Annotated in this window: 18 protein-coding genes; 6 read left to right on the forward strand and 12 right to left on the reverse strand. The window is 41.4% G+C overall.

What is annotated here, in order from left to right; all coding sequences use genetic code 11:
- Positions 1–40: 40 nt before the first annotated feature.
- From CRI9333_RS21315 to CRI9333_RS21340, 6 genes are all read right to left on the reverse strand, one after another.
- Positions 41–679, reverse strand: coding sequence for a microcompartments protein (locus tag CRI9333_RS21315; protein ID WP_015205231.1), 639 nt, complete (start codon positions 677–679; stop codon positions 41–43).
- A gap of 738 nt (positions 680–1,417) precedes the next feature.
- A complete protein-coding gene (locus CRI9333_RS21320; protein WP_015205232.1) occupies positions 1,418–2,455 on the reverse strand; it encodes a hypothetical protein in 1,038 nt (345 codons plus the stop codon).
- Positions 2,456–2,553: 98 nt separating this feature from the next.
- Positions 2,554–3,432 carry an alpha/beta fold hydrolase gene (locus tag CRI9333_RS21325; protein WP_015205233.1) on the reverse strand — a complete coding sequence of 293 codons (879 nt, stop codon included), beginning with the start codon at positions 3,430–3,432 and terminating at the stop codon, positions 2,554–2,556.
- 25 nt (positions 3,433–3,457) lie between these two features.
- Positions 3,458–4,381, reverse strand: coding sequence for an alpha/beta fold hydrolase (locus CRI9333_RS21330; RefSeq protein ID WP_015205234.1), 924 nt, complete (start codon positions 4,379–4,381; stop codon positions 3,458–3,460).
- Positions 4,382–4,386: 5 nt separating this feature from the next.
- Complete coding sequence (locus CRI9333_RS21335; protein ID WP_015205235.1) at positions 4,387–4,890, reverse strand: DUF4112 domain-containing protein; 504 nt, start codon at positions 4,888–4,890, stop codon at positions 4,387–4,389.
- 55 nt (positions 4,891–4,945) lie between these two features.
- The gene (locus tag CRI9333_RS21340; RefSeq protein ID WP_015205236.1) at positions 4,946–5,854 is read right to left on the reverse strand and encodes a YihY/virulence factor BrkB family protein; all 909 of its coding nucleotides are present in this window, start codon (positions 5,852–5,854) and stop codon (positions 4,946–4,948) included.
- 70 nt (positions 5,855–5,924) lie between these two features.
- Here CRI9333_RS21340 and CRI9333_RS21345 point away from each other — a divergent pair, with 70 nt between their 5' ends.
- Positions 5,925–6,368, forward strand: coding sequence for a hypothetical protein (locus tag CRI9333_RS21345; RefSeq protein WP_015205237.1), 444 nt, complete (start codon positions 5,925–5,927; stop codon positions 6,366–6,368).
- Between the two features lie 97 nt (positions 6,369–6,465).
- Here CRI9333_RS21345 and thrC read toward each other — a convergent pair whose 3' ends face one another.
- From thrC to rimO, 3 genes are all read right to left on the reverse strand, one after another.
- Positions 6,466–7,539: a threonine synthase gene (gene thrC, locus CRI9333_RS21350; protein WP_041226894.1), complete on the reverse strand. Its 1,074-nt coding sequence runs from the start codon at positions 7,537–7,539 to the stop codon at positions 6,466–6,468.
- Positions 7,540–7,719: 180 nt separating this feature from the next.
- The gene (locus tag CRI9333_RS21355) at positions 7,720–9,123 is read right to left on the reverse strand and encodes a DEAD/DEAH box helicase (RefSeq protein WP_015205239.1); all 1,404 of its coding nucleotides are present in this window, start codon (positions 9,121–9,123) and stop codon (positions 7,720–7,722) included.
- 270 nt (positions 9,124–9,393) lie between these two features.
- Entirely contained in the window at positions 9,394–10,752 is a 1,359-nt protein-coding gene (gene rimO, locus CRI9333_RS21360; RefSeq protein ID WP_015205240.1) for a 30S ribosomal protein S12 methylthiotransferase RimO, read from the reverse strand.
- Positions 10,753–11,096: 344 nt separating this feature from the next.
- On the opposite strand from rimO, the gene btpA reads away from it, so the two are divergent.
- The 4 genes from btpA to CRI9333_RS21380 all read left to right on the forward strand — a co-directional run bounded on the left by btpA (position 11,097) and on the right by CRI9333_RS21380 (position 15,951).
- Complete coding sequence (gene btpA / locus CRI9333_RS21365; protein WP_015205241.1) at positions 11,097–11,945, forward strand: photosystem I biogenesis protein BtpA; 849 nt, start codon at positions 11,097–11,099, stop codon at positions 11,943–11,945.
- 78 nt (positions 11,946–12,023) lie between these two features.
- Positions 12,024–12,983, forward strand: coding sequence for a vitamin K epoxide reductase family protein (locus CRI9333_RS21370; RefSeq protein ID WP_015205242.1), 960 nt, complete (start codon positions 12,024–12,026; stop codon positions 12,981–12,983).
- Between the two features lie 142 nt (positions 12,984–13,125).
- Positions 13,126–15,282: a CHASE2 domain-containing protein gene (locus tag CRI9333_RS21375; RefSeq protein ID WP_015205243.1), complete on the forward strand. Its 2,157-nt coding sequence runs from the start codon at positions 13,126–13,128 to the stop codon at positions 15,280–15,282.
- Between the two features lie 432 nt (positions 15,283–15,714).
- Positions 15,715–15,951, forward strand: coding sequence for a hypothetical protein (locus CRI9333_RS21380; protein WP_015205244.1), 237 nt, complete (start codon positions 15,715–15,717; stop codon positions 15,949–15,951).
- Positions 15,952–15,953: 2 nt separating this feature from the next.
- On the opposite strand, the gene nadB is transcribed toward CRI9333_RS21380, so the two are convergent.
- Both nadB and psbU read right to left on the reverse strand, forming a co-directional pair.
- Positions 15,954–17,648, reverse strand: coding sequence for an L-aspartate oxidase (gene nadB, locus CRI9333_RS21385; protein WP_015205245.1), 1,695 nt, complete (start codon positions 17,646–17,648; stop codon positions 15,954–15,956).
- Positions 17,649–17,775: 127 nt separating this feature from the next.
- Entirely contained in the window at positions 17,776–18,204 is a 429-nt protein-coding gene (gene psbU, locus CRI9333_RS21390; protein WP_015205246.1) for a photosystem II complex extrinsic protein PsbU, read from the reverse strand.
- A gap of 239 nt (positions 18,205–18,443) precedes the next feature.
- Between psbU and CRI9333_RS21395 the strand changes: the two genes are divergently transcribed.
- Positions 18,444–19,082 carry a peroxiredoxin gene (locus tag CRI9333_RS21395; protein ID WP_015205247.1) on the forward strand — a complete coding sequence of 213 codons (639 nt, stop codon included), beginning with the start codon at positions 18,444–18,446 and terminating at the stop codon, positions 19,080–19,082.
- 263 nt (positions 19,083–19,345) lie between these two features.
- On the opposite strand, the gene tnpA is transcribed toward CRI9333_RS21395, so the two are convergent.
- Entirely contained in the window at positions 19,346–19,741 is a 396-nt protein-coding gene (gene tnpA, locus CRI9333_RS21400) for an IS200/IS605 family transposase (protein ID WP_015203071.1), read from the reverse strand.
- Between the last annotated feature and the right edge of the window lie 37 nt (positions 19,742–19,778).

Raw genomic sequence — 19,778 nt, forward strand, 5'->3', positions numbered from 1 at the left:
GACAACTTATCCGTTAAATCCGTTACAAAATCCGTTGCCCTCACTCCTTCCTAGCAGCAGGGTTTTCCCGCCCAGGCACACTTTCCAACGCCGCCAACGCACCAGCCGCACCAGCAATAATATCTCGTTCTTCTCCCCCTAAATAAAGTCGTCCAAAACTGCCCACCGCGTTAATTTCTAGAATATTAATTGATGCCGACTTCTCCGCCTGATTAGCTGCTAAGGCTGCATAAGCCGCAGGCTCAACTTCTAAAACATACAAGGTTTGCCCTGCTAACAGCAATTGTCCCCGCCGAGTACGATTGATTAGTTGTGTTTGATGAGCGTCAATATTGCGGATAATTTGGCTAGAAATTACGCGCGGTTTGATGCAGTCTTGTTGACGAACTCCCAAGAAATCTAGAATCGCTTTACCAGCAGCCCGCGTTTCCCCTTGTCGGCTAGAATGAATTTCTAACAAACCATAAAGTCGCTCGACTATTTGCACCCCTGGACGTACAGAGGCAGACTTTAGGGCAATATCTGTAATTTTGTTTATTTCAATACCTGGTGAGATTTCAATCCACAGTGAAGCATCCCCTGGCAAGGGTAAAAACCCTAGCGCCACTGTCCCTATATAAGCTGCGTGTTGAGCTTGTAAGCTATCTATAAATACATAACTGCGTAGTTCTATACCCAAGGTTTTTTTCTCCCAGCACGCTTGGTAAACGAAATCAGGTGCAACATCTGAGTTTACCGCGCTAAGTGAACCACACAGCCTAAATCATCATACTTAAGCACTTTAACGGTAAAACTGGCAATGCAGGGGGCAGGGAGCAAGGAAAAAAATCAAGCTGAATTACCAAGTTTTAATCTTGTTATTTTTTTTTATTAATAAAATTTTCTTTAAATGATTACCTAATACTTTTTGTATATCACGGGTCTATATATTTGTGATGATGACTCTATAGTAATAAACTTTCTATAAGTAAGTATTATAAATATCTTTAAAGCTATGTTTTTGAGATTTAAACCAACATTTTTAATACGTTATTTTGGGACATCAAGAGCATAGGCTTGTAAAATACTATAATCAGATTATACAATTTATCCAACCTGATTAGTATTTACCATAAACAAGCACGACCAAGTTAGTTTTACAGACTGAAGACAAATCTCAACTTGAATAAAAACAGCAGCTTTAACATGAATTGTTTAAATTGGTCTAAATTGTTTTGGTCTATTACGTTTACGGTAAGTTTAAGCTTAATGACTTTATCTTTGTCGGATGCTAATCAAATAAAGAATCCTCCCGTTAAAGCCAATTCACAGATTAGTGCAAGTGGTTGGTAAGGGGATGTAGGTTTAACTAATGCGCGAGTTTTAAACTTTTTTAGCAGTACCGACCCAAAATTCGGTACTGCTGAGGTAATAAAACTTAATCGGCATCACTCAAAACTTTCAAGCGAATAGTGCGATCGCCTGAATCATCAAGTGCCACTTCGATAATGTCACCAGATAGACGATCCAAGCAATTAAGGAGCGATCGCAAATGTGGAGTACTCGCCCCAGTATCCACATATAATCTATCTGAAAGACCACCCAAACGTTTCCATGTCATATAGAACTTAGCGATAGTTTGTTCTACCTGCGCGGCTTGCTTTACCATATCAGCAGCTAAATTCAAACATCCCAAGCGCAAAGCTTCCTCTAGTGCCATTTCTAAATCTAAAGATGATTGGTTTATAGCTTGTACTTGCGCCCCTGCATCTAAATACTTAGCTAAATTTTTCGCATCTGAAGTTAATTGTTTAACTGTATCCACACTAGGATTAACAGATGCTTCGTGATGTAAAGCTGTTTGGTGAGATGGGGGTAACTTTTCAATTTCCTTAACTAAAGGTGCGAGATAGCGAGTAGGAATAGAACCATCTGCTGCCTTTTCTTTTACCTCATCTGGTAGCAAATCAGAACTCATCGCCGTCCATTCATCAGTAAGTTGGCGTACTTCACGACGAGTAATGCGATCGCCTTTTTGCGCCGCCTCAGTTACTAATTGCTGAATTTCTGGGGAAGCTTTCGCTGTTTCCACAAAAGCGCGTTTGCTGAAATTATTAATCGAAGCTGGATCTAACTGCCCATCTTCTAACAACTTATCAGCACTATTTGCCAATTCAATCCAAGAATAAGCCTGACTTTTACTAATTTCTCGATCTTTTAGCCAGTTGAGGAAACCTGTCCCTCTGCCGTCACCGCCTTTTTTCTCTCTGTCGCGGATCACCCGTAAAATCCTACCGCGCCAGATTTCCGTTTGCAAGTCAAAGCGATCGCACACCAGCCAAGCATTATCTACCTGCTGCTGAAAATCCATCTCTGAAATCTGTTCATCCTCTGGATTCGGCAAATCGAAATTCAGATCAGCGCCAATATTCAGAGCAGCTATGAGTTCATTAGCGGAATCAGTTATTTCAGCCATTTAGCAGCCAGCATTCAGAGATAGCTGAATAATTATCACATGATTCTCAGATACTAGATCAGTCTTCCCAAATTTCGGGAACCTTGTTAGAGGTGCGGTCATCTTCCGAAAGCTAAAATCTGTTCTGCCGTAAACTCTGGTTGCTCAAGTTGCGGACTATGACCGCAATTTCTTACCCAAACCAACTTACTATCACTAATATCACGCCTAAATTTATAAGCGTCCTCAGTTCCCATATCGTCTAATTCTCCCCACAAAATTAAAGTTTGCTGGTGAATTAGAGAAATCTTATCTCCCAAACAGCCATAACCGCCACTTTTCGTAAAAGCAATCATCGCCTCAGACCAACTAGGCATATCAATGTGTAAATTTACACATCTTAAAGCGTCAATCTGCCTTGCATCCCAACCGCTAAGAATAGCTAAATTTAGTGCCTGAAGTTTACGTTGTCGCCAGTATTCCACAGCCCAAAAATCTAGGGGCGGAAACAGCAATTGCCCTAATGATAAGGCACTGAGATAACCCATACTATTAATTAAAATTAGTTTTTCCACAGCTTGTGGATAACTTTGGGCAAAATCAATTGCTGCTGCACCTCCCATCGACGTACCGACTAAAATTACAGGTTGATTGATTAAAGTTTTCCAGCAGCTATAAAGATGGGTTTTAATTGCAGCAGGGTTAAAATTTAACCCCGCCATTCTATCGGTAAAGCCAAAACCTAATAAATCTATAGCCCAAGTTTGATGATGAGTTGCGAGTAGGGGGAACAAACGACAGAATTCTAATAATGAGCTATCAAAACCATGTAACAACAGGATAGGTTTACCAACATCACCTTGTTTGACAAAAGCTGTGAGGATAGGTTGCTGGTGTAAAGGTGTTGCGATCGCATCTCTTTTTGTACTATACGCAAGTGCGATCGCTGCTTCCTCTCTCAAATCAGCAACCTGCTTAGGTAAAAACTTATCCTGCATTTAATCTTATCTTGACTAATAAAAATTAGCGATCGCACAAAAACTCAATAATACGCTGATTAACCTGATCTGGACAAGTCGCCGCCGCATCATGCCCACAATTATTCAAAATTTCTAATCTAGAATTGGGTATAAACCTCTGTAATTTCTCCCCATCCTTAACAGGAAACCAATTATCTTTATCAGCCCATAAAATTAACGTCGGACAAGTTATCTTACCTAAATTCTCTTGAATATCACCAATCAAACTCGGCAGTTTTTGTTGCAACCGTTGAATCTCAATAGCTGCGTGTTGTAAATCCTCAGTATATTTCGTAATTGTATTCGGAAACTCTATATACGGATAAGTTATCCAATAAACATCTTCTTCAGTTATCGCCGTTGCATCCACCACAACATCCTGTCTTTCAATTGCGAAAATATACCTTACCAGTGGTGAAAAGAAACTTGCCAACCGCAATTGATCAACTATCTTAATTAAATCCAGAGGAATACTTGATAGCACTTGCATACCACGATTAGGTATGCCTTGCGGAAAAATCGGCACATTAATTAAGACTAATTTTTCAAATAACTCTGGATGTGATTCTACACAAGCAAGTGCTGTTAACGCCCCTAAAGATTCTGCCACAACCAAAGCAGGTTCATCACATAAAGATTGAATAATTCTGGCTAATTCAATCGCTTGGTGCCCAGGTTGATCTGGATATGCTGGCTTATCAGAAAAGCCATTACCCTTAGCATCAAAAGCAATTACTTTAAAATGTTGGGATAATGGTTCAATATTATAACGCCAGCCGTAACTCCAACTACCAATACCATGTACTAAAATTAAAGGTTTACCTGTTCCTTTCTCACCATAAGCAATTGAAACAGGATAACCATTAGCATCAGTAATAGTGATACTTTGCCGACTTTTAGGAAATGTATCTTGCCACCAATCCTGCATAAATTTTAGCCGCCAATAGCTTGAAACAGCAACCTTAAAATGAAAACGCTGATAGCAGTTATTGCAACTACAAACAATATTAACGCGCCCAATAATATGATAATAAATAACCAGTCAGCTTTTTTACTTTCTTGAGGAGTAGCTACATGGGCTTCTAATAAAGCCATGTTTTTAACATTAGCTTTAAAACCCAAATCAAAAAAATCTCCGATTACAGGTATAGAACCAACAATTTCATCTAAGATGATGTTATAAAACATCCGTATTAAAGTTTCTCTAGGCAAACCCATTCTAGCTGCTTCCAGCACAATATAACCAGAGAAAGCAGAACCTATGAAATCACCAGCACCAGGTAATAGCCCTAAAATGGGGTCAATCCCAACTCGATAGCGTGTACCTGGAATAGCAATAGCATTATCTAGGATATGAGTGAGCGATCGCAACCGCTTCATCTTAGCTGAGTGAGAGTTACTTAATCCCGAAGAAACGTGAGGGTTAGGCTGAGACATAAATTAATTAAGTAGCACCGATGGAAATAAACTTAACATGAGGGCTAGTCATTGGTCATTGGTCATTGATAATTGATAATTGTTTATTGTTAATTGTTTTTTCTCTAATTTGCTCTCCTACAGTGGCATTTAATTGATCGCCAATCAACAGAACTAAACAACTCATATACAACCAAAGCATTAAAACAATCACAGCACCCACTGCACCATAAGCTTTATTGTAATTACCAAAATTAGACACATACATTTTAAATAAAGCCGATAAAATCGCCCAAGAAACTGCTGCAATAACTGCTCCTGGCATAATTGGTGTACCATGTTCCCAGCGACTAGGGCCATAGCGATAAATAAACCCAAAAGCTGTAGCAACAATCGCCAGCGCCACAGGCCAAGTAAATAACCGCCACAAAGCCAGTAATTCTCCTCCCAAATTACCACTTTTACCAGCAACGAGTTGGATAATTAAATCACTGATAAACACCAAAAAAGAAGCTGTAATCAGTAGCACAATGCTGCCAACTGTGAGAACAATAGAAATTAATTTAGCTTTCCAAAACGGGCGAATTTTCTCTGCTGGAATTTGATGAATTTGATCCAACGCAGCCATCGCAGCACTAATTGCCCCAGAAAAAGCCCAGATAGCAGCAAAAAAGCTGAGTGAAAATAAACTTTGATTTTGAGTTTGGCTAACTTCCTGCACAAAACCCTTAATTAAGAACAAAGCTTCTTTGGGCGCAACCTCACTTACTTGACTAGCAAGCTGCTGTAAGCTGTAGGCAGAGGATTTAAACAGCCCGATGGCAGTCAATACCGCCAAAATAGCTGGAAACAAACCTAACATGGCATTGTAAGCCATTTCTGCTGATAAACCTGATAAGCGCCGTTGACCAGCACGTACAACGGTATTCCGCAGCGTTTTCCAATTCAGATAACGAAAAAAACGTAAAAAGCGCAAAGATATCATTGAAGCAAGCTATAAGTTATATAGTGGATTATTTAAAAGTCATAACTCATAACTCTAAACTTTATACATTATGAGCGAAGAGCTAACGCAGTGGTTGGTTGAAATCAGGACACTCAAACAAAAGTTAGCAGAAGCTCAAACAGAGCGTGACGCAGCTAATGAAAGTGCTGCTAACTGGCGTAGACTATATACCAAAGAAGCCGAACAGCGCCGAACTGAAGCTAAATTAGCTCAAGAACAAATTGAAACACTAAAAGCTCAAATTGCAGAACAAAGTTCTTCTGTACAAAACAGCGATCGCCCAACTACAGTAGAACCTATCACCCAAAAAGTAGGACAACCAGGGAATGTTCAAGAATTGCAAGCTAAACTCCAACAGATAATTATAGAACGCGATCGCCTCCTCCAAGCCTTAAAATCAGAACAAGCAAATCATGCTCAAACCCGCAGAAGTTTAACCAGCGTAATTGCCGATACCATTGATAAAATGACCAAAGAAAAAGGCAAAATTTAAAATCTCATACCTTTGCGTTAAAAAAATAACTCAAACAAAAAACGATCGCCCTGATTAAATAAGTGCGATCGCCATTTTCCCAAACAACAATTAATTGTTAAAATCCCATAACTCCAGCCACCGCTTCCAGAGTTGGCTCAACCCCCTGATAAAACGGACTATCATTATTTTTAATCGCAGTCTCTGGATCTTTCAAACCATTACCCGTTAGCACACACACAACCGTAGCACCAGCCGGAACTTGATCCTTCACCTTCAACAATCCAGCAACCGAAGCAGCACTAGCAGGTTCACAAAAAACCCCTTCTTCCGCAGCTAATATCTTATACGCCTCTATAATTTCTGCATCAGTAACAGCGTTAAATTCTCCCTGACTTGCTTGTTGAACTGCGATCGCCTTCTCCCAATTAGCCGGATTTCCAATCCTAATCGCCGTCGCCACCGTCTCTGGATGCTCTACAGGCTTACCACTAATAATCGGCGCAGCACCAGCAGCTTGAAATCCCATCATCTTAGGCAAACTATCACATTTACCTTCTTCATGGTATTGACAAAAGCCCATCCAATATGCTGTAATATTGCCCGCATTCCCAACCGGAATACACAGCCAATCTGGGGCGCGTCCCAACACATCCACAATCTCAAACGCGCTAGTTTTTTGCCCTTCTAACCGATAAGGATTAACAGAATTTACCAGCGTCACAGGATAGGTAGCAGCCATTTCCCTGACAATTTTTAATGCTTGGTCAAAATTACCCTTAATTGCCAGCACCTCTGCCCCATATAACAAAGCCTGTGCCAACTTACCCAGTGCTACATAACCATCAGGAATTAAGACAAAAGCCCGCATTCCCCCACGTCTAGCATAAGCCGCCGCCGCCGCCGAAGTGTTACCAGTACTGGCACAAATCACAGCCTTAGCACCAGCTTCTTTAGCCTTAGAAATGGCAAGGGTCATGCCCCGATCTTTAAAACTACCAGTTGGATTTAAACCATCATACTTAACAAATACCTGCACACCTCTACCCACTCGCTGGGAAATTGAAGGTGCTGGAATCAAAGGAGTATTGCCTTCCAGTAGTGTCACCACTGGAGTTGCAGATGTTACTGGTAGATAACGGCGATAAGCCTCTATCAAACCAGGCCATTTGGTAGCTGTAGAGGCAGCAATAGATGCAGGGTAATTAGCAGCAGACAGTGTTGAAGCCACGAGTTTTTTTCAATTATCAATTATTAATAAATAATCAGTTACCAGTTATTCAGTTCGCAGTCCTGAATTGCTGTTTAGTTGTTTAACTATTCACTGGTAACTGTTAACTTCTTAGTCCTTAGTCCTCAGACCTGTCCACTTTTAGTGATTAGGCGTAGGAGCAGGAGTCACCGAAGTTTTTGGCTGACGATTGAGACGAGGTTTGGGAACCGATGAACGGTCATCAACTTGCTGTTCTGGCTCACCTAACCAAGCGGGACGGGTTTGGTCGTAAACCATTTGCAATGCCGCTGCTGCGATCGCATGGGAATCATATTCCTCACCTAGTTGTGAAACTATTGGCAAGAAAGATGCCATCCGTTCACCAGTTAAAGCTTCACGTACTTTAGTTTGTAGCTTTTCGAGATAGCGTCTCTCAATCTGTGCGCGAGTAGGAATTGGACAGATTTTCAAGCTTTGGCGAACTCGACGCTCAATTAGCTGTAGCTTACGGCGTTCCATAGGTTGGATCAAGGAAATTGCTGTTCCTGTCTTACCAGCGCGACCAGTACGACCGATGCGGTGGATATAATTTTCCACACTATCTGGCAAATCGTAGTTAATTACGTGAGTAAGATCATCTACATCTAAACCGCGTGCCGCAATATCAGTAGCTACAATCCAACGCACTTTATTTTGACGGAACCGTTGCAATAAACGCTCCCGTTGGCTTTGGTTCAAATCGCCATGATACTCATCCACACTATGACCAGCAGCTTGCAATTGGCTAGTGAGTTCGGCTGCTGCCTTGCGGGTACGCACAAAGACGATCGCAGATTCTGGATCTTCTAGTTCCAAAATTGGTTGCAAAGCTTTAGCTTTAGACCAACCACGAGGGATAAAATAAACCTCTTGGTTAATTCTTGTCGGTGCTGCCTTCGGTTGTTCTACCGAAACTGTCGCAGGTGATTTCAAGAACCTTGATACCAATGACCGAATTACTGGCGGCATGGTAGCAGAGAAAAATGCTGTCTGACGTTCTACTGGTAACTGACTGAGGATTTTTTCCACATCATCAATGAAGCCCATGCTTAACATTTCATCAGCTTCATCTAGCACCAGCCATTTAACCTGATCTAGCTTGAGATTACCTCGGTTGAGTAAATCAATTACCCGTCCAGGCGTACCTACAACCACCGCACTGCCTGAGCGCAGACGACGAATTTGCAGATCAATTGCTTGACCACCATAAACGGTCAGGATACCCAAACGGCGATCCGTGTTAAATGTGCGTATAGCTTGAGTTACTTGTAGAGCTAACTCGCGGGTCGGTGTCAGAATCAAAGCCTGTACTGCTGGATTTTGGACATCAATCCGGTCTAAAATCGGCAACGAAAAAGCCGCCGTTTTACCAGTACCAGTCTGAGATTGACCCACTACATCACGACCCGCTAATAGTTGCGGAATTGCTTGTGATTGAATTGTCGTGGGTTCTGTAAAGCCTAGCTCTTTTAATTGGTTAGCAACAGTTTCAGAGAGTCCTAAGCTTAAAAAAGAATCCGTCATAAGTCGTTTGTACTTGTTAGTTGATAGTTGTGCTTGAAAATTTATTGAGTTAAAAGTTTAGAGTTTTGATTGCCCGCCCTGTCGATAAGTTCGATCATCACCAAGACATTTTGATGTTTTGGGGGCAAACCCCAGCTTTTATTTACAGAACAGTAAGTATTAATCAAAACTTAACATTTCTTTACTTTTATCTCAATGGGTAGATACCCGAAATATCTTTGGGTTTTTCGGCTAATGGTAATTAGCCTTAGAGATTAAGCCTTGCAGAACTTAGGCTAAACCCACAAACTCTTTTTCCAGCGGATGCGTAGGTGATGCTATAACCTCGCCATAAAGGTCATAAATGTCAGCATCGTAAATTTCTACGGGTACGATCGCGCCTAGTGGTGCTGATCCCTGAACATAAACCAGTCCATCAACTTCTGGGGCAAATCGTGATGAACGACCCACCAACTCTCCAGTTTCTGGATGTTCCTGCTCAATCAGCACATCAACCACCTTCCCCACCTCTGCTTGATTTCTCTTGAGAGAAATGGGTTGCTGGACTGACATCAGGGCATCCCGACGTTGATCCATCAAATCTTGAGGTAACTGATTTGGTAGCTTATAAGCTGCGGTTCCTTCCTCTGGGGAGAATGTAAAGACACCCATAAGATCAAACTCATGACGCTGGACGAACTGCATTACATGGTCAAAATGTGCATCCGTTTCGCCAGGAAATCCGACTATAAAAGTTGTCCTTAATACAGCATCAGGTATCGCTGTTTTGATCCGCTCAATAATCTGGTCATTTACCTGCCCTTGCCAGGGTCGGTTCATAGCGCGGAGAATTTCAGGATGGGAATGCTGTAAGGGCAAATCCAAGTAAGGCAAAACGTTTGGCGTTTCTTGGATTGCTGCAATCACTTGGGGTGTTAAACCAGTGGGATAAGCATAGTGCATCCGAATCCAGGGAATGTCTACTTTGCCTAGCGCCCGCAATAGTTCTGCTAGTTTTGGTGCGCCGTAAATATCTATACCATAATTTGTGGTAATTTGGGAGATTAAGATTAATTCTTTTACTCCTTGATCGGCAAGCTGCTTCGCTTCAGCAACTAAAGATTCAATTGTGCGGGAGCGTTGATTTCCCCTGAGATGAGGAATAATACAAAAAGCACAGCGATAATCACAACCTTCTGCAACTCGCAGATAAGCCACACCTTCTGTCGTAGTTCGATATCTTGGTGTCGTTTCGTCAGCGATATAGGTCGGTTCAGCAGATACCTCTTTTACCCGTTCACCAGCTTCTACTCGTTCAATTACTTCAACGATTTTTTGATAGTCGCCAGTACCTACCACTGCCACAGCTTCTGGTAATTCATCCAGTAGTTGTTCTTGGAAGTGCTGCGCCATGCAGCCCGTAATCACAATTTTTTTGTTGTCTTCAGCCAATTCTACCAGTGTACGCACTGATTCTTGGCGTGCAGCTTCAATAAAACTACAGGTATTGACTATAACATATTCAGCTAATTCTTCGTTAGAATCCACATCATAGCCTGCTTCTACAAGCAGACCCAGCATATGTTCAGTGTCAATTCGGTTTTTTTCGCAGCCTAAGTGAGAGATAGCAATTGTTGGCTTGTTGCCCATGCAGTATTTTATATTCGTGGTCTAAAATGAGTGGGTTAACTTTGAAGCTATAAAAGTATACCTCATGGAGGGTTGTGTTAACCCACACAAGTTAGTTCGGATATTGAAATTCCGTTTACGAAACCCGCTCTCGATCCATTGTATATAAAAATTGATTAATGTATCGTTATTATTCGCACTAATTTTTCACATTACTTCTGTCCACCCCCAAAATCTCATTGCAGAGGTAAGGTTAGAGGAGAATAAAGTAGAGGTTAATTCCTCCTGCTCCTTGCCTTCTTTCCCCCTGCTGCTGTTGGTTTTGAGGGATAGGGTGAAAGTTAACGGTGTTTTCAGGTAGACAAGTGAACTTAAATCAAATTTTTAAGACACCGAATCCGATTATTGGCGTTGTTCATTTACAGCCCCTGCCCACGTCTGCACGTTGGGGGGGAAGCTTGAAAGCAATTATTGATCGGGCAGAACAAGAAGCTACTGCCCTGGCGGCGGGTGGTGTCGATGGCATTATTGTAGAAAATTTTTTTGATGCTCCGTTTACCAAAAGCCAAGTAGATCCGGCTGTAGTCAGTGCGATGACGCTGATTGTGCAACGGTTAATGAACTTGGTGGCGTTGCCGATTGGGATTAATGTGTTACGGAATGACTCTCAGAGTGCGATGGCGATCGCTACCTGTGTTAATGCCCAATTTATTCGCGTTAACGTCCTTACTGGCGTAATGGCAACAGACCAAGGACTAATCGAAGGAGCAGCCCATCAACTGTTGCGCTATCGTCGTGAACTGGGCAGTGATGTGAAAATTTGGGCAGATGTGTTGGTCAAGCACGCCCGTCCATTAGGTTCACCAAATTTGACGACGGCGGTACAAGAAACAATTGAACGGGGTTTGGCAGATGCGGTAATTTTATCCGGCTGGGCTACTGGTAGTCCTCCAACCCTAGAAGATTTAGAGTTAGCTTGTGCTGCTGCGCGTGGTACACCAGTGTTGATTGGTAGTGGTGCTGACTGGGAAAATATTTCTACACTGATGCAAGCTGCGGACGGAGTTATTGTTTCTAGTTCTCTCAAACGTCACGGACGAATTGAGCAGACTATTGATCCTATTCGTGTTAGTCAGTTTGTAGAAGCGACAAGACGCAGTTTGAGTAGTAAAGCAGAAATTCCGCCAGTTTCTGCTGTGAAGCTACATTCTTAGGAGCCAGGTCAAAACTACCTGCGTGGGCTACATAAGTCAAAATGAAATTGTCCAATATACCCATAGAGGTTTAGTTTTATGAGGAGCCGCAGACGTTCTAGTCCTTGGATTCATCGCTGGTCTCGTGTGCTAATCGCTGCGATCGCTATTTTAGGTGCTTTGATAACTGCCTATCTGACTTACGTAAAATTCAGTGGCGGTTCTGCTGCTTGCCCTACCGACGGCTGCGAAAAAGTTTTATCTAGCCCTTACGCCAGCGTTTTTGGTTTTCCTCTAACTTTGTTTGGTTGTATGGCATATACCAGCATGGCAGTATTTGCCCTGTCTCCTTTGGCAATTAATCCCGAAGAGCAGAAAGACTTGCGCTCTAAGTTGGAGGACTGGACATGGCTGTTGCTATTTGCTGGCGCAACCGCGATGACGGTTTTTAGCGGCTACTTGATGTATCTGCTTGCCTTTAAGATTAAAGCACTCTGTATCTACTGCATAGTTTCGGCGGTATGTTCAATAAGCTTATTGGTACTGAGTTTAATCGGTCGAACTTGGGAAGATATTGGTCAATTATTCTTTACAGCAATTGTGGTTGGCATGATTGCCATAATTGGCACTTTGGGCGTATATGCCAGTATTAATAATCCATCAACGACTGCTCAAACTGACAGTCTCACTCCTGTAGGCGAACCTCAAGCAGGAGTTGGTTGGCAAGTTACTAACACATCGAGTGAAGCAGAAATTGCTCTAGCTCGTCATTTAACCAAGATTGGCGCGACGATGTACGGCGCTTGGTGGTGTCCTCACTGCCATGAACAGAAACAATTGTTTGGTAAAGAGGCGTTCAAGGAAGTTAATTATACTGAATGCGCCCCTGATGGCAAAAACTCACAGACCAACCTTTGTGTTAAGACTGATATCAAGAGTTATCCTAGTTGGCAAATCAAGGGTAAGGTAGAACCAGGCGTACAATCACTAGAAAAACTAGCTGATTTATCGGGTTATCAAGGCGATCGCAACTTTAAGTTTAAATTTCCACAAAGCTAACCCAAGAGAAATCCCCAAGCATACATTTAATTTAATTGAAGCTTACTAACGTACTACTTAAAATCGTAGTACGTTTTAAATTATCGGGAGTAATAATTTCTTTCCTGGAACATTTATTTATATTTGGGAGATTTATAATTAAATGAAAAAAATCAGTTTAGGGGAAAAACTGAAAAAATGGCTTCAACAAGAGCGCCGAGTATTTTTGACTGCTTCAGGTGTAGCAGGTAGCATAATTATTCTACGCATTGCTGGGCTATTACAGACATCGGAATTAGCGACTTTAGATCAGCTAATGCTACTACGTCCGCCAGAGCCAGTTGATGAGCGGGTTGTTATTGTTAAAATTACTGAAGCAGACATAAAAAAATGGCCAATAACTGATAAAGAACTGGCTATATTGCTCAAAAAAATTGATACGTTCAAGCCTCGCGCTATTGGTTTAGATATTTATCGTAACTTAGTTCAAGAGCCTGGTCATAAAGAATTAGTCAATACGGCTAAAAGCATTCCTAACTTAATAGGTATTCAAAGAATTAAGGATGAAAAAAGTCCAGGTGTTGCCCCGCCTCCATTTCTTAGTAAAGAGCAGATTGGATTTAATAATTTTCCGCTAGATACTGATGGCAAAGTACGTCGCAACTTGTTGTATGTTTATGATCAAGATGGCAATGCCATCCCCAGTTTTGCCATCACTTTAGCTGAGGCTTATTTAAAAGCGCAAGGAGTTGAATCTCAATCAGCAGTTAGTAATCCGAATTACCTACAGTTAGGCAAAACTGTATTTTCACCCTTTGCAACAAACGATGGTGGCTATGTAGGCGCTGATGATGGTGGCTATCAAATATTAGGCAACTTTCGTTCTCCAGATAAGTTGCTTACTGTGTCAATGGCAGATGTGTTAGCAAATAAAGTACCTGCAAATAAGCTGCGCGATCGCATTGTAATTATTGGCTTACAAGCTAGCAGTTTTGGCGATCTTTTTTATACTCCTTATAGTAGCAAGTTTTTTGATGCAGCCGAGCCATTTTTTGGTGTACAAATACACGCTAACTTTACCAGTCAAATCATCAACGCAGTGCTAGACGGTAGACCTTTAATTAAAGTTTGGTCTGATTTTGTAGAAAGTTTATGGATATTAGCTTGGTCTTACTTTGGCGCTAGTCTTAGCTGGAAATTACGTTCGCCTAAAAAGTCAACAGTGAGTATGCTGCTGGCTGGTTCTGGGTTAATTGGTATTTGTTATTTGGGTTTACTTGCAGGTTATTGGATACCACTAATACCGTCAATAATGGCATTATTTGGATCTGCTATCACGATCACAAGTTATATAGCTCACTTGGAAGAAGAATTACAACGCTCTAAAGAATTTTTACAGACAGTAATTAATACTATTGCCGATCCTATTTTTGTAAAAGATAAGCAACATCGCTGGATTATTTTGAATCAAGCTTATTGTAAATTCATTGGTTATTCTTATGAAATATTAATTTATAAATCAGAGTATGATTTTTTTCCTAAAGAGCAAGCTGATAATTTTTGGAAACAAGATGAGTTAGTATTCAGTGCTGGCAAAGGACAAGAAAATGAAGAGGAGTTTACTGATGTCAGAGGTAATACTCACATAATTGCTACGAAAAGATCACTACATAAAGATGCTGCTGGTAATTTGTTTTTAGTTGCTGTGATTCGAGATATAACTGAACGTAAGCGCATTGAGGAAGACCTCAAGAAAACGGCGGCAGAATTAATGCGTTCTAATGAAGAATTGCAGCTTTCAGGCAATCAGTTACGTCATCTGGCTTACCATGATAATCTTACAGGCTTACCAAATCGTAAACAGTTTTACGAACGCCTGAAGGAGTGCTTAGAAGATGCTAGTAGCAATAATAAATTAGTTGCTCTGCTATTTCTTGACCTTGATGGCTTTAAGCAAGTGAATGATACACTGGGGCATGATACAGGTGATAAATTATTGAAAATAGTTGCCCAGCGACTTCAAGGGTGCTTACGGGGCGGCGATACAGTTTCGCGGTTGGGTGGAGATGAATTTACAGTTATTCTTCCTACTATTAGAAAAGAACAAGATGCTGCTATAGTAGCTGAAAAAATTTTAGCGACCCTAGCTCAACCTTACACTGTCGAGGAACATAATATTGAGGTGACAGTCAGTATAGGCATTAGTATCTATCCCCTACATGGAGACTCATTAGAAAATTTAATTAAACAAGCCGATGTAGCTATGTATGCAGCTAAAGATTTAGGTCGGAATCGCTATGAATTAGCTGGCAATGATTAAGAAAAATTGATTTTCTTTTCGTGACAAAATATTATAATATGCGTAGCTTGACTAAATAAGTTTCAATGCGTAAGTTTTTGATATCAATCACTAGCTTGGCATTGTTAAGCTGTGGTGCTTCGCGCATTTTATCATTTTATGTTTTAGGGGGAGAGGAGGGAGGCTCATAGTGTTTGATACTCTTTTCTCAAGAGTTAAAAATGAACAAGTTTATTTGCGCGTTAGTTTAAAACAAGTGCTAGAAATCTTTCTTAAGATTTAGAACTATTTTTAAAAAATATGTTAATGTAGATGGACTAGCTGTAAATAGTGATTTAATCTAAATAAATCCCACAATCAAAACATTTTATTAAAGTTTTGACTAAGATGCTTGACCGTAGATATACTGAGATAATTTGGAACCTGCTCCATTAACTGATGGGAACAAGTGCTATGGCTACTTACCTAAAACTCACAGCGCCTGTGACTATGCTGATTTGTTTACAACTAATCAGCATTGGTAGGGTTTGTGCCACACTTCAACCAAATGAAAATTTGAGCAGGTGGTCGGAAACTGCCTTATTAGCGTCTAAGCCCCCTGTTGGGCTAAAAATTATCCAATTTAAACCCCCACCTCCAAACAAAGATAAAAAATCTCCTAAGAAAACTGAAGCTGGTGGTGGACGCTAAAATTAGCGTAATTCTGTTTCTGTTGGTGTAGATTTTGACAAGTGGTTTTTCTGCACTAAGGTATGAACTTGCCAGAGCGCGTCTGATGTAGAAAAATCGAGCCGATAGTGTCCGCCACGACTTTCTTGACGAAAAGCAGCACTCTTAAGTATTAAAAACGCTACATCAAGTAAATTGCGAGTTTCGCCCCAAGTTTTTAGTTCAGTATTAGCCTTTTCTAAGGGGAAATAAACATTTTCTCCTGGCTGTAGGTGCAGCAGGTATTGACTAATAGGCAGGTTGTTAAATTCTTGCATCCATATTTCTACTTGCGCGATCGCATGATCTAAAACATCCTGACTCCGACAAATACCCGCAGCTTGCCACATTAGGCGAGGTAATTCTTGTCTTAGTGAGAGAATATGAGCTTGTTGATCTCCAGAGAGGAGGGAGGGGGGAGGAGAGAGGGGAGAGGACGGAGGAGAGAGGGGGGAGGGGGTTTTTTCTAGCTGAATCTGGCTTAATTGAGCGCCAAAGACAATACATTCCAGTAAAGAATTACTTGCTAAACGATTAGCACCATGAACTCCGGTACTGGCGGTTTCCCCAATTGCATACAAATTCTGAATAGAAGTACGGTTTAGCAGATCTGTGGAAATTCCTCCCATCCAGTAGTGCGCGGCTGGCGCAACCGGAATTGGTTCACGGAAAACATCAATTCCCCAATTTTGGCAGACCTGAATAATGTTAGGAAATCGGTGACGGATTTTTTCTGGGGGAATTGGTCGTAAATCTAACCAAACATGATCGTTAGTAGGATCTGCTGAGGTTTTCTGCAAGTGGCTGAAAATAGCACGGCTGACTATATCTCTGGGAGCAAGTTCGCCTTTAGGGTGGTAATCATAAGCAAACCGCCGTCCCTCTGAGTCTACTAAATGAGCGCCTTCGCCTCGTACTGCTTCACTAATTAAAAATCTTGGCGCACCAGCTTTAGTTAAGGCTGTGGGGTGAAATTGTACAAACTCTAAGTCTCTCAGAATTGCCCCTGCACAAGATGCGATCGCAACTCCATCACCCGTACTCACTGCTGGGTTAGTTGTCTGAGCAAAAACCTGACCTCCACCTCCAGTTGCCAAAACTACAGCAGATGCTCGCACCCAGGTAATCTGCCCCTGGTAAATTAGGCTAATTCCCTGACAATCATTATCGGGATTCATCCACAAACTTAAGGCAAATGCTTGAGAAAGCACAGTAATATTCTTGCGACTTAACACTTGGTAAGTAAGAGTACTTACCATTGCTCTACCAGTAGTGTCAGCAGCATGAAGAACGCGGGGACGAGAATGAGCAGCTTCTAAAGTTAAAGCTAAATTTTCTCCCTTGCGATCAAAAGTCACACCCATATTTACTAAAGATTGGATGCAGCTTGGCGCGTGTTCTACTAAAAACTTTACAGCTTCTACGTCACAAAGACCTGCACCAGCATGAATGGTGTCCTCAAAGTGCAAAACTGGAGAATCGGTGGGGTCAACCGCAGCAGCAATACCTCCTTGCGCCCAGTCACTCGCAGATAAAGGTAAATCATCTTTGCTAATTAATCCTACTTGTAAAGAAGATGGTAAGCACAGTGCAGCATACAGACCCGCAGCACCAGCACCTACTACCAGAACATCAAAATGTATTGGGTGATTGGTGATTGGTGATTGGTGATTGGTCATAGGTCATTGATAATTGATAATTAATAATTGATTGGTCATTGATAATTGTTAATTGTTAATTGTAAAAGAAATAACCCACCCCAGAGGAGTGGGCAATCATTAAGGCTTACTGATAACTCAGCAGCTATTAGTAGACACCGTTGTTATAGCGATCGCCACCTTCCACGAAGACATCCGAAGCGTCTGTCACAGTGAACTCGTCGAGATGAGCTTGTAACATTTCTTTTTGGTGGTCAGTTAATCCTGAAATTTCCAGGACATCATCTACCTTTTCGTAGGGAGCATTATCAACAACTTTCTTTGCCAAAGTGGGATACATCCCTGGAAATTTGCGAAATGCTCGAACATTAGTGTTGTTCAAGTCGATTTTTTTGCCAAACTCAGCTAGTTTATCGTCGGCACGGTTGCGTAGAGGAGCTTCAACGGCAAACAGTGCGCTATTGTGTAGGGTTACACCAGTCAAATTAGCTGCGATCGCATGATCGGGTACGCTAAACCATCCCAAGCAGCCTATTACTAAAAATAGCCCTGCCAGCAAACGAGTTATTGCTTTCATCAAATTAATTCCTCCTTCCACAGCATGAATGAAGCTAGTGCTTCGTCTATTAGTTTAAGTTTTGTTTTCTATCCTCTCATCTTATGACTTCAAAGTACCAGCAAGCCTGACGAGATGTAACAATCAAAGTTAGATGATGCTTATAAAATCTTTACATAGTGCTAAACTCCGACCGGAGAACCGGAGTTCTATGGCATTATATACAAACATCCCTGTAAAGGTTCCCAGAAATTTTTTTTATGACTCTTCGACTAGGCGACCAAGTACCTGATTTCACCCAAGATTCTACTGAAGGTTCAATCAACTTTTATGAGTGGGCTGGCGACAGTTGGGTAGTATTATTCTCCCATCCCAAAGATTTTACCCCAGTTTGCACGACTGAATTAGGGGAAGTTGCCCGCCTTAAGCCAGAATTTGACAAACGCAACGTTAAAGCTTTAGCTTTGAGCGTTGATGATGTTGACTCTCACAATGGTTGGGTTGGCGATATTGAAGAAACTCAGGGACATAAGCTGAATTATCCAATTTTGGCAGATCCCGATAAGAAGGTTTCTAACCTCTACGACATGATTCATCCAAACGCCAACGCAATGCTAACTGTTCGGTCAGTATTTCTGATTGACCCTCAGAAAAAATTGCGTTTAAGCTTCACTTACCCACCTAGCACTGGTCGGAATTTTGACGAATTGCTCAGGGTAATTGATTCTTTGCAACTAACAGATAACTACAGTGTGGCAACTCCTGCCAACTGGAAAGATGGCGATGATTGTGTAATTGTTCCTTCTATTCAAGATCCCAAAGAGTTGGAAGAGAAGTTTCCCAAAGGTTACAAAGCAGTTAAACCTTACTTGCGGATGACACCTCAACCTAATAAGTAAGAATAGGTTATCCAAATAATCATCACTTAGATTAATTACAACAGCCTGACAAGTTGCAATAGTAACAATAGTCAGGCTGTTTGCTATGGTTGGTTATAGGTAAAATTTTGCTCTTATCGAGCGATGCTTACAACAAACAAGTTTGCGATCGCGTAGCGACTCCTTCGGAGTATCGCACTCCACTTTATAGAAAGCACCGTAAAACCCACTGGCTTTAGCCGTGGGATATAAGGTGGGTTGGCGTAGGGACGGAGCCAACCAAGCTATTTTGTCTTTTGATTTTCCACATATCTTTTAATAGTATCTCCAGAAACAGCACCCGCCGTACCGCAAAAATAACTTCTAGTCCACATACTAGGCAACCTCATCAACTCTGGAAATTCTTTTCTTAAGGTAAATGCAGTAAACCCTTTTACCTTGTGCATAATCTGGTAAGGAGCCAATAAGGTATTTGCTTGTATAAACAGATGAACGTGATCTAAGTGCGTTTCTACCGCTATAACCTCACAGTCTATTTCAATAACAGACTGAGTAATTAATTCCTTCAGTCTTTCGTCTATAGCGCCTATCAACACTTTCCTACGCCGTCTAACTATCCAGACGAAGTGGTAATTAATCAAAGAAATTGAAGTATTCTTAGTCCAGTATTTTTGCTTCACAGTTACCCCTATGTCTAGAACTATGTTATCATAGACA

It is taken from the genome of Crinalium epipsammum PCC 9333 (assembly GCF_000317495.1).
Lineage (GTDB): Bacteria > Cyanobacteriota > Cyanobacteriia > Cyanobacteriales > PCC-9333 > Crinalium > Crinalium epipsammum.

What these genes read in the sequence shown, in the direction of transcription:
- CRI9333_RS21395 (WP_015205247.1), top strand. Translation starts at nt 18,444, where the DNA reads ATGACTCTTCGACTAGGCGACCAAGTACCTGATTTCACCCAAGATTCT.
- CRI9333_RS21340 (WP_015205236.1), bottom strand. Translation starts at nt 5,854, where the DNA reads ATGATATCTTTGCGCTTTTTACGTTTTTTTCGTTATCTGAATTGGAAA.
- CRI9333_RS21380 (WP_015205244.1), top strand. Translation starts at nt 15,715, where the DNA reads ATGGCTACTTACCTAAAACTCACAGCGCCTGTGACTATGCTGATTTGT.
- CRI9333_RS21335 (WP_015205235.1), bottom strand. Translation starts at nt 4,890, where the DNA reads ATGTCTCAGCCTAACCCTCACGTTTCTTCGGGATTAAGTAACTCTCAC.
- CRI9333_RS21375 (WP_015205243.1), top strand. Translation starts at nt 13,126, where the DNA reads ATGAAAAAAATCAGTTTAGGGGAAAAACTGAAAAAATGGCTTCAACAA.
- CRI9333_RS21330 (WP_015205234.1), bottom strand. Translation starts at nt 4,381, where the DNA reads ATGCAGGATTGGTGGCAAGATACATTTCCTAAAAGTCGGCAAAGTATC.
- CRI9333_RS21320 (WP_015205232.1), bottom strand. Translation starts at nt 2,455, where the DNA reads ATGGCTGAAATAACTGATTCCGCTAATGAACTCATAGCTGCTCTGAAT.
- CRI9333_RS21370 (WP_015205242.1), top strand. Translation starts at nt 12,024, where the DNA reads ATGAGGAGCCGCAGACGTTCTAGTCCTTGGATTCATCGCTGGTCTCGT.
- nadB (WP_015205245.1), bottom strand. Translation starts at nt 17,648, where the DNA reads ATGACCAATCACCAATCACCAATCACCAATCACCCAATACATTTTGAT.
- CRI9333_RS21355 (WP_015205239.1), bottom strand. Translation starts at nt 9,123, where the DNA reads ATGACGGATTCTTTTTTAAGCTTAGGACTCTCTGAAACTGTTGCTAAC.
- CRI9333_RS21325 (WP_015205233.1), bottom strand. Translation starts at nt 3,432, where the DNA reads ATGCAGGATAAGTTTTTACCTAAGCAGGTTGCTGATTTGAGAGAGGAA.
- CRI9333_RS21345 (WP_015205237.1), top strand. Translation starts at nt 5,925, where the DNA reads ATGAGCGAAGAGCTAACGCAGTGGTTGGTTGAAATCAGGACACTCAAA.
- psbU (WP_015205246.1), bottom strand. Translation starts at nt 18,204, where the DNA reads ATGAAAGCAATAACTCGTTTGCTGGCAGGGCTATTTTTAGTAATAGGC.
- rimO (WP_015205240.1), bottom strand. Translation starts at nt 10,752, where the DNA reads ATGGGCAACAAGCCAACAATTGCTATCTCTCACTTAGGCTGCGAAAAA.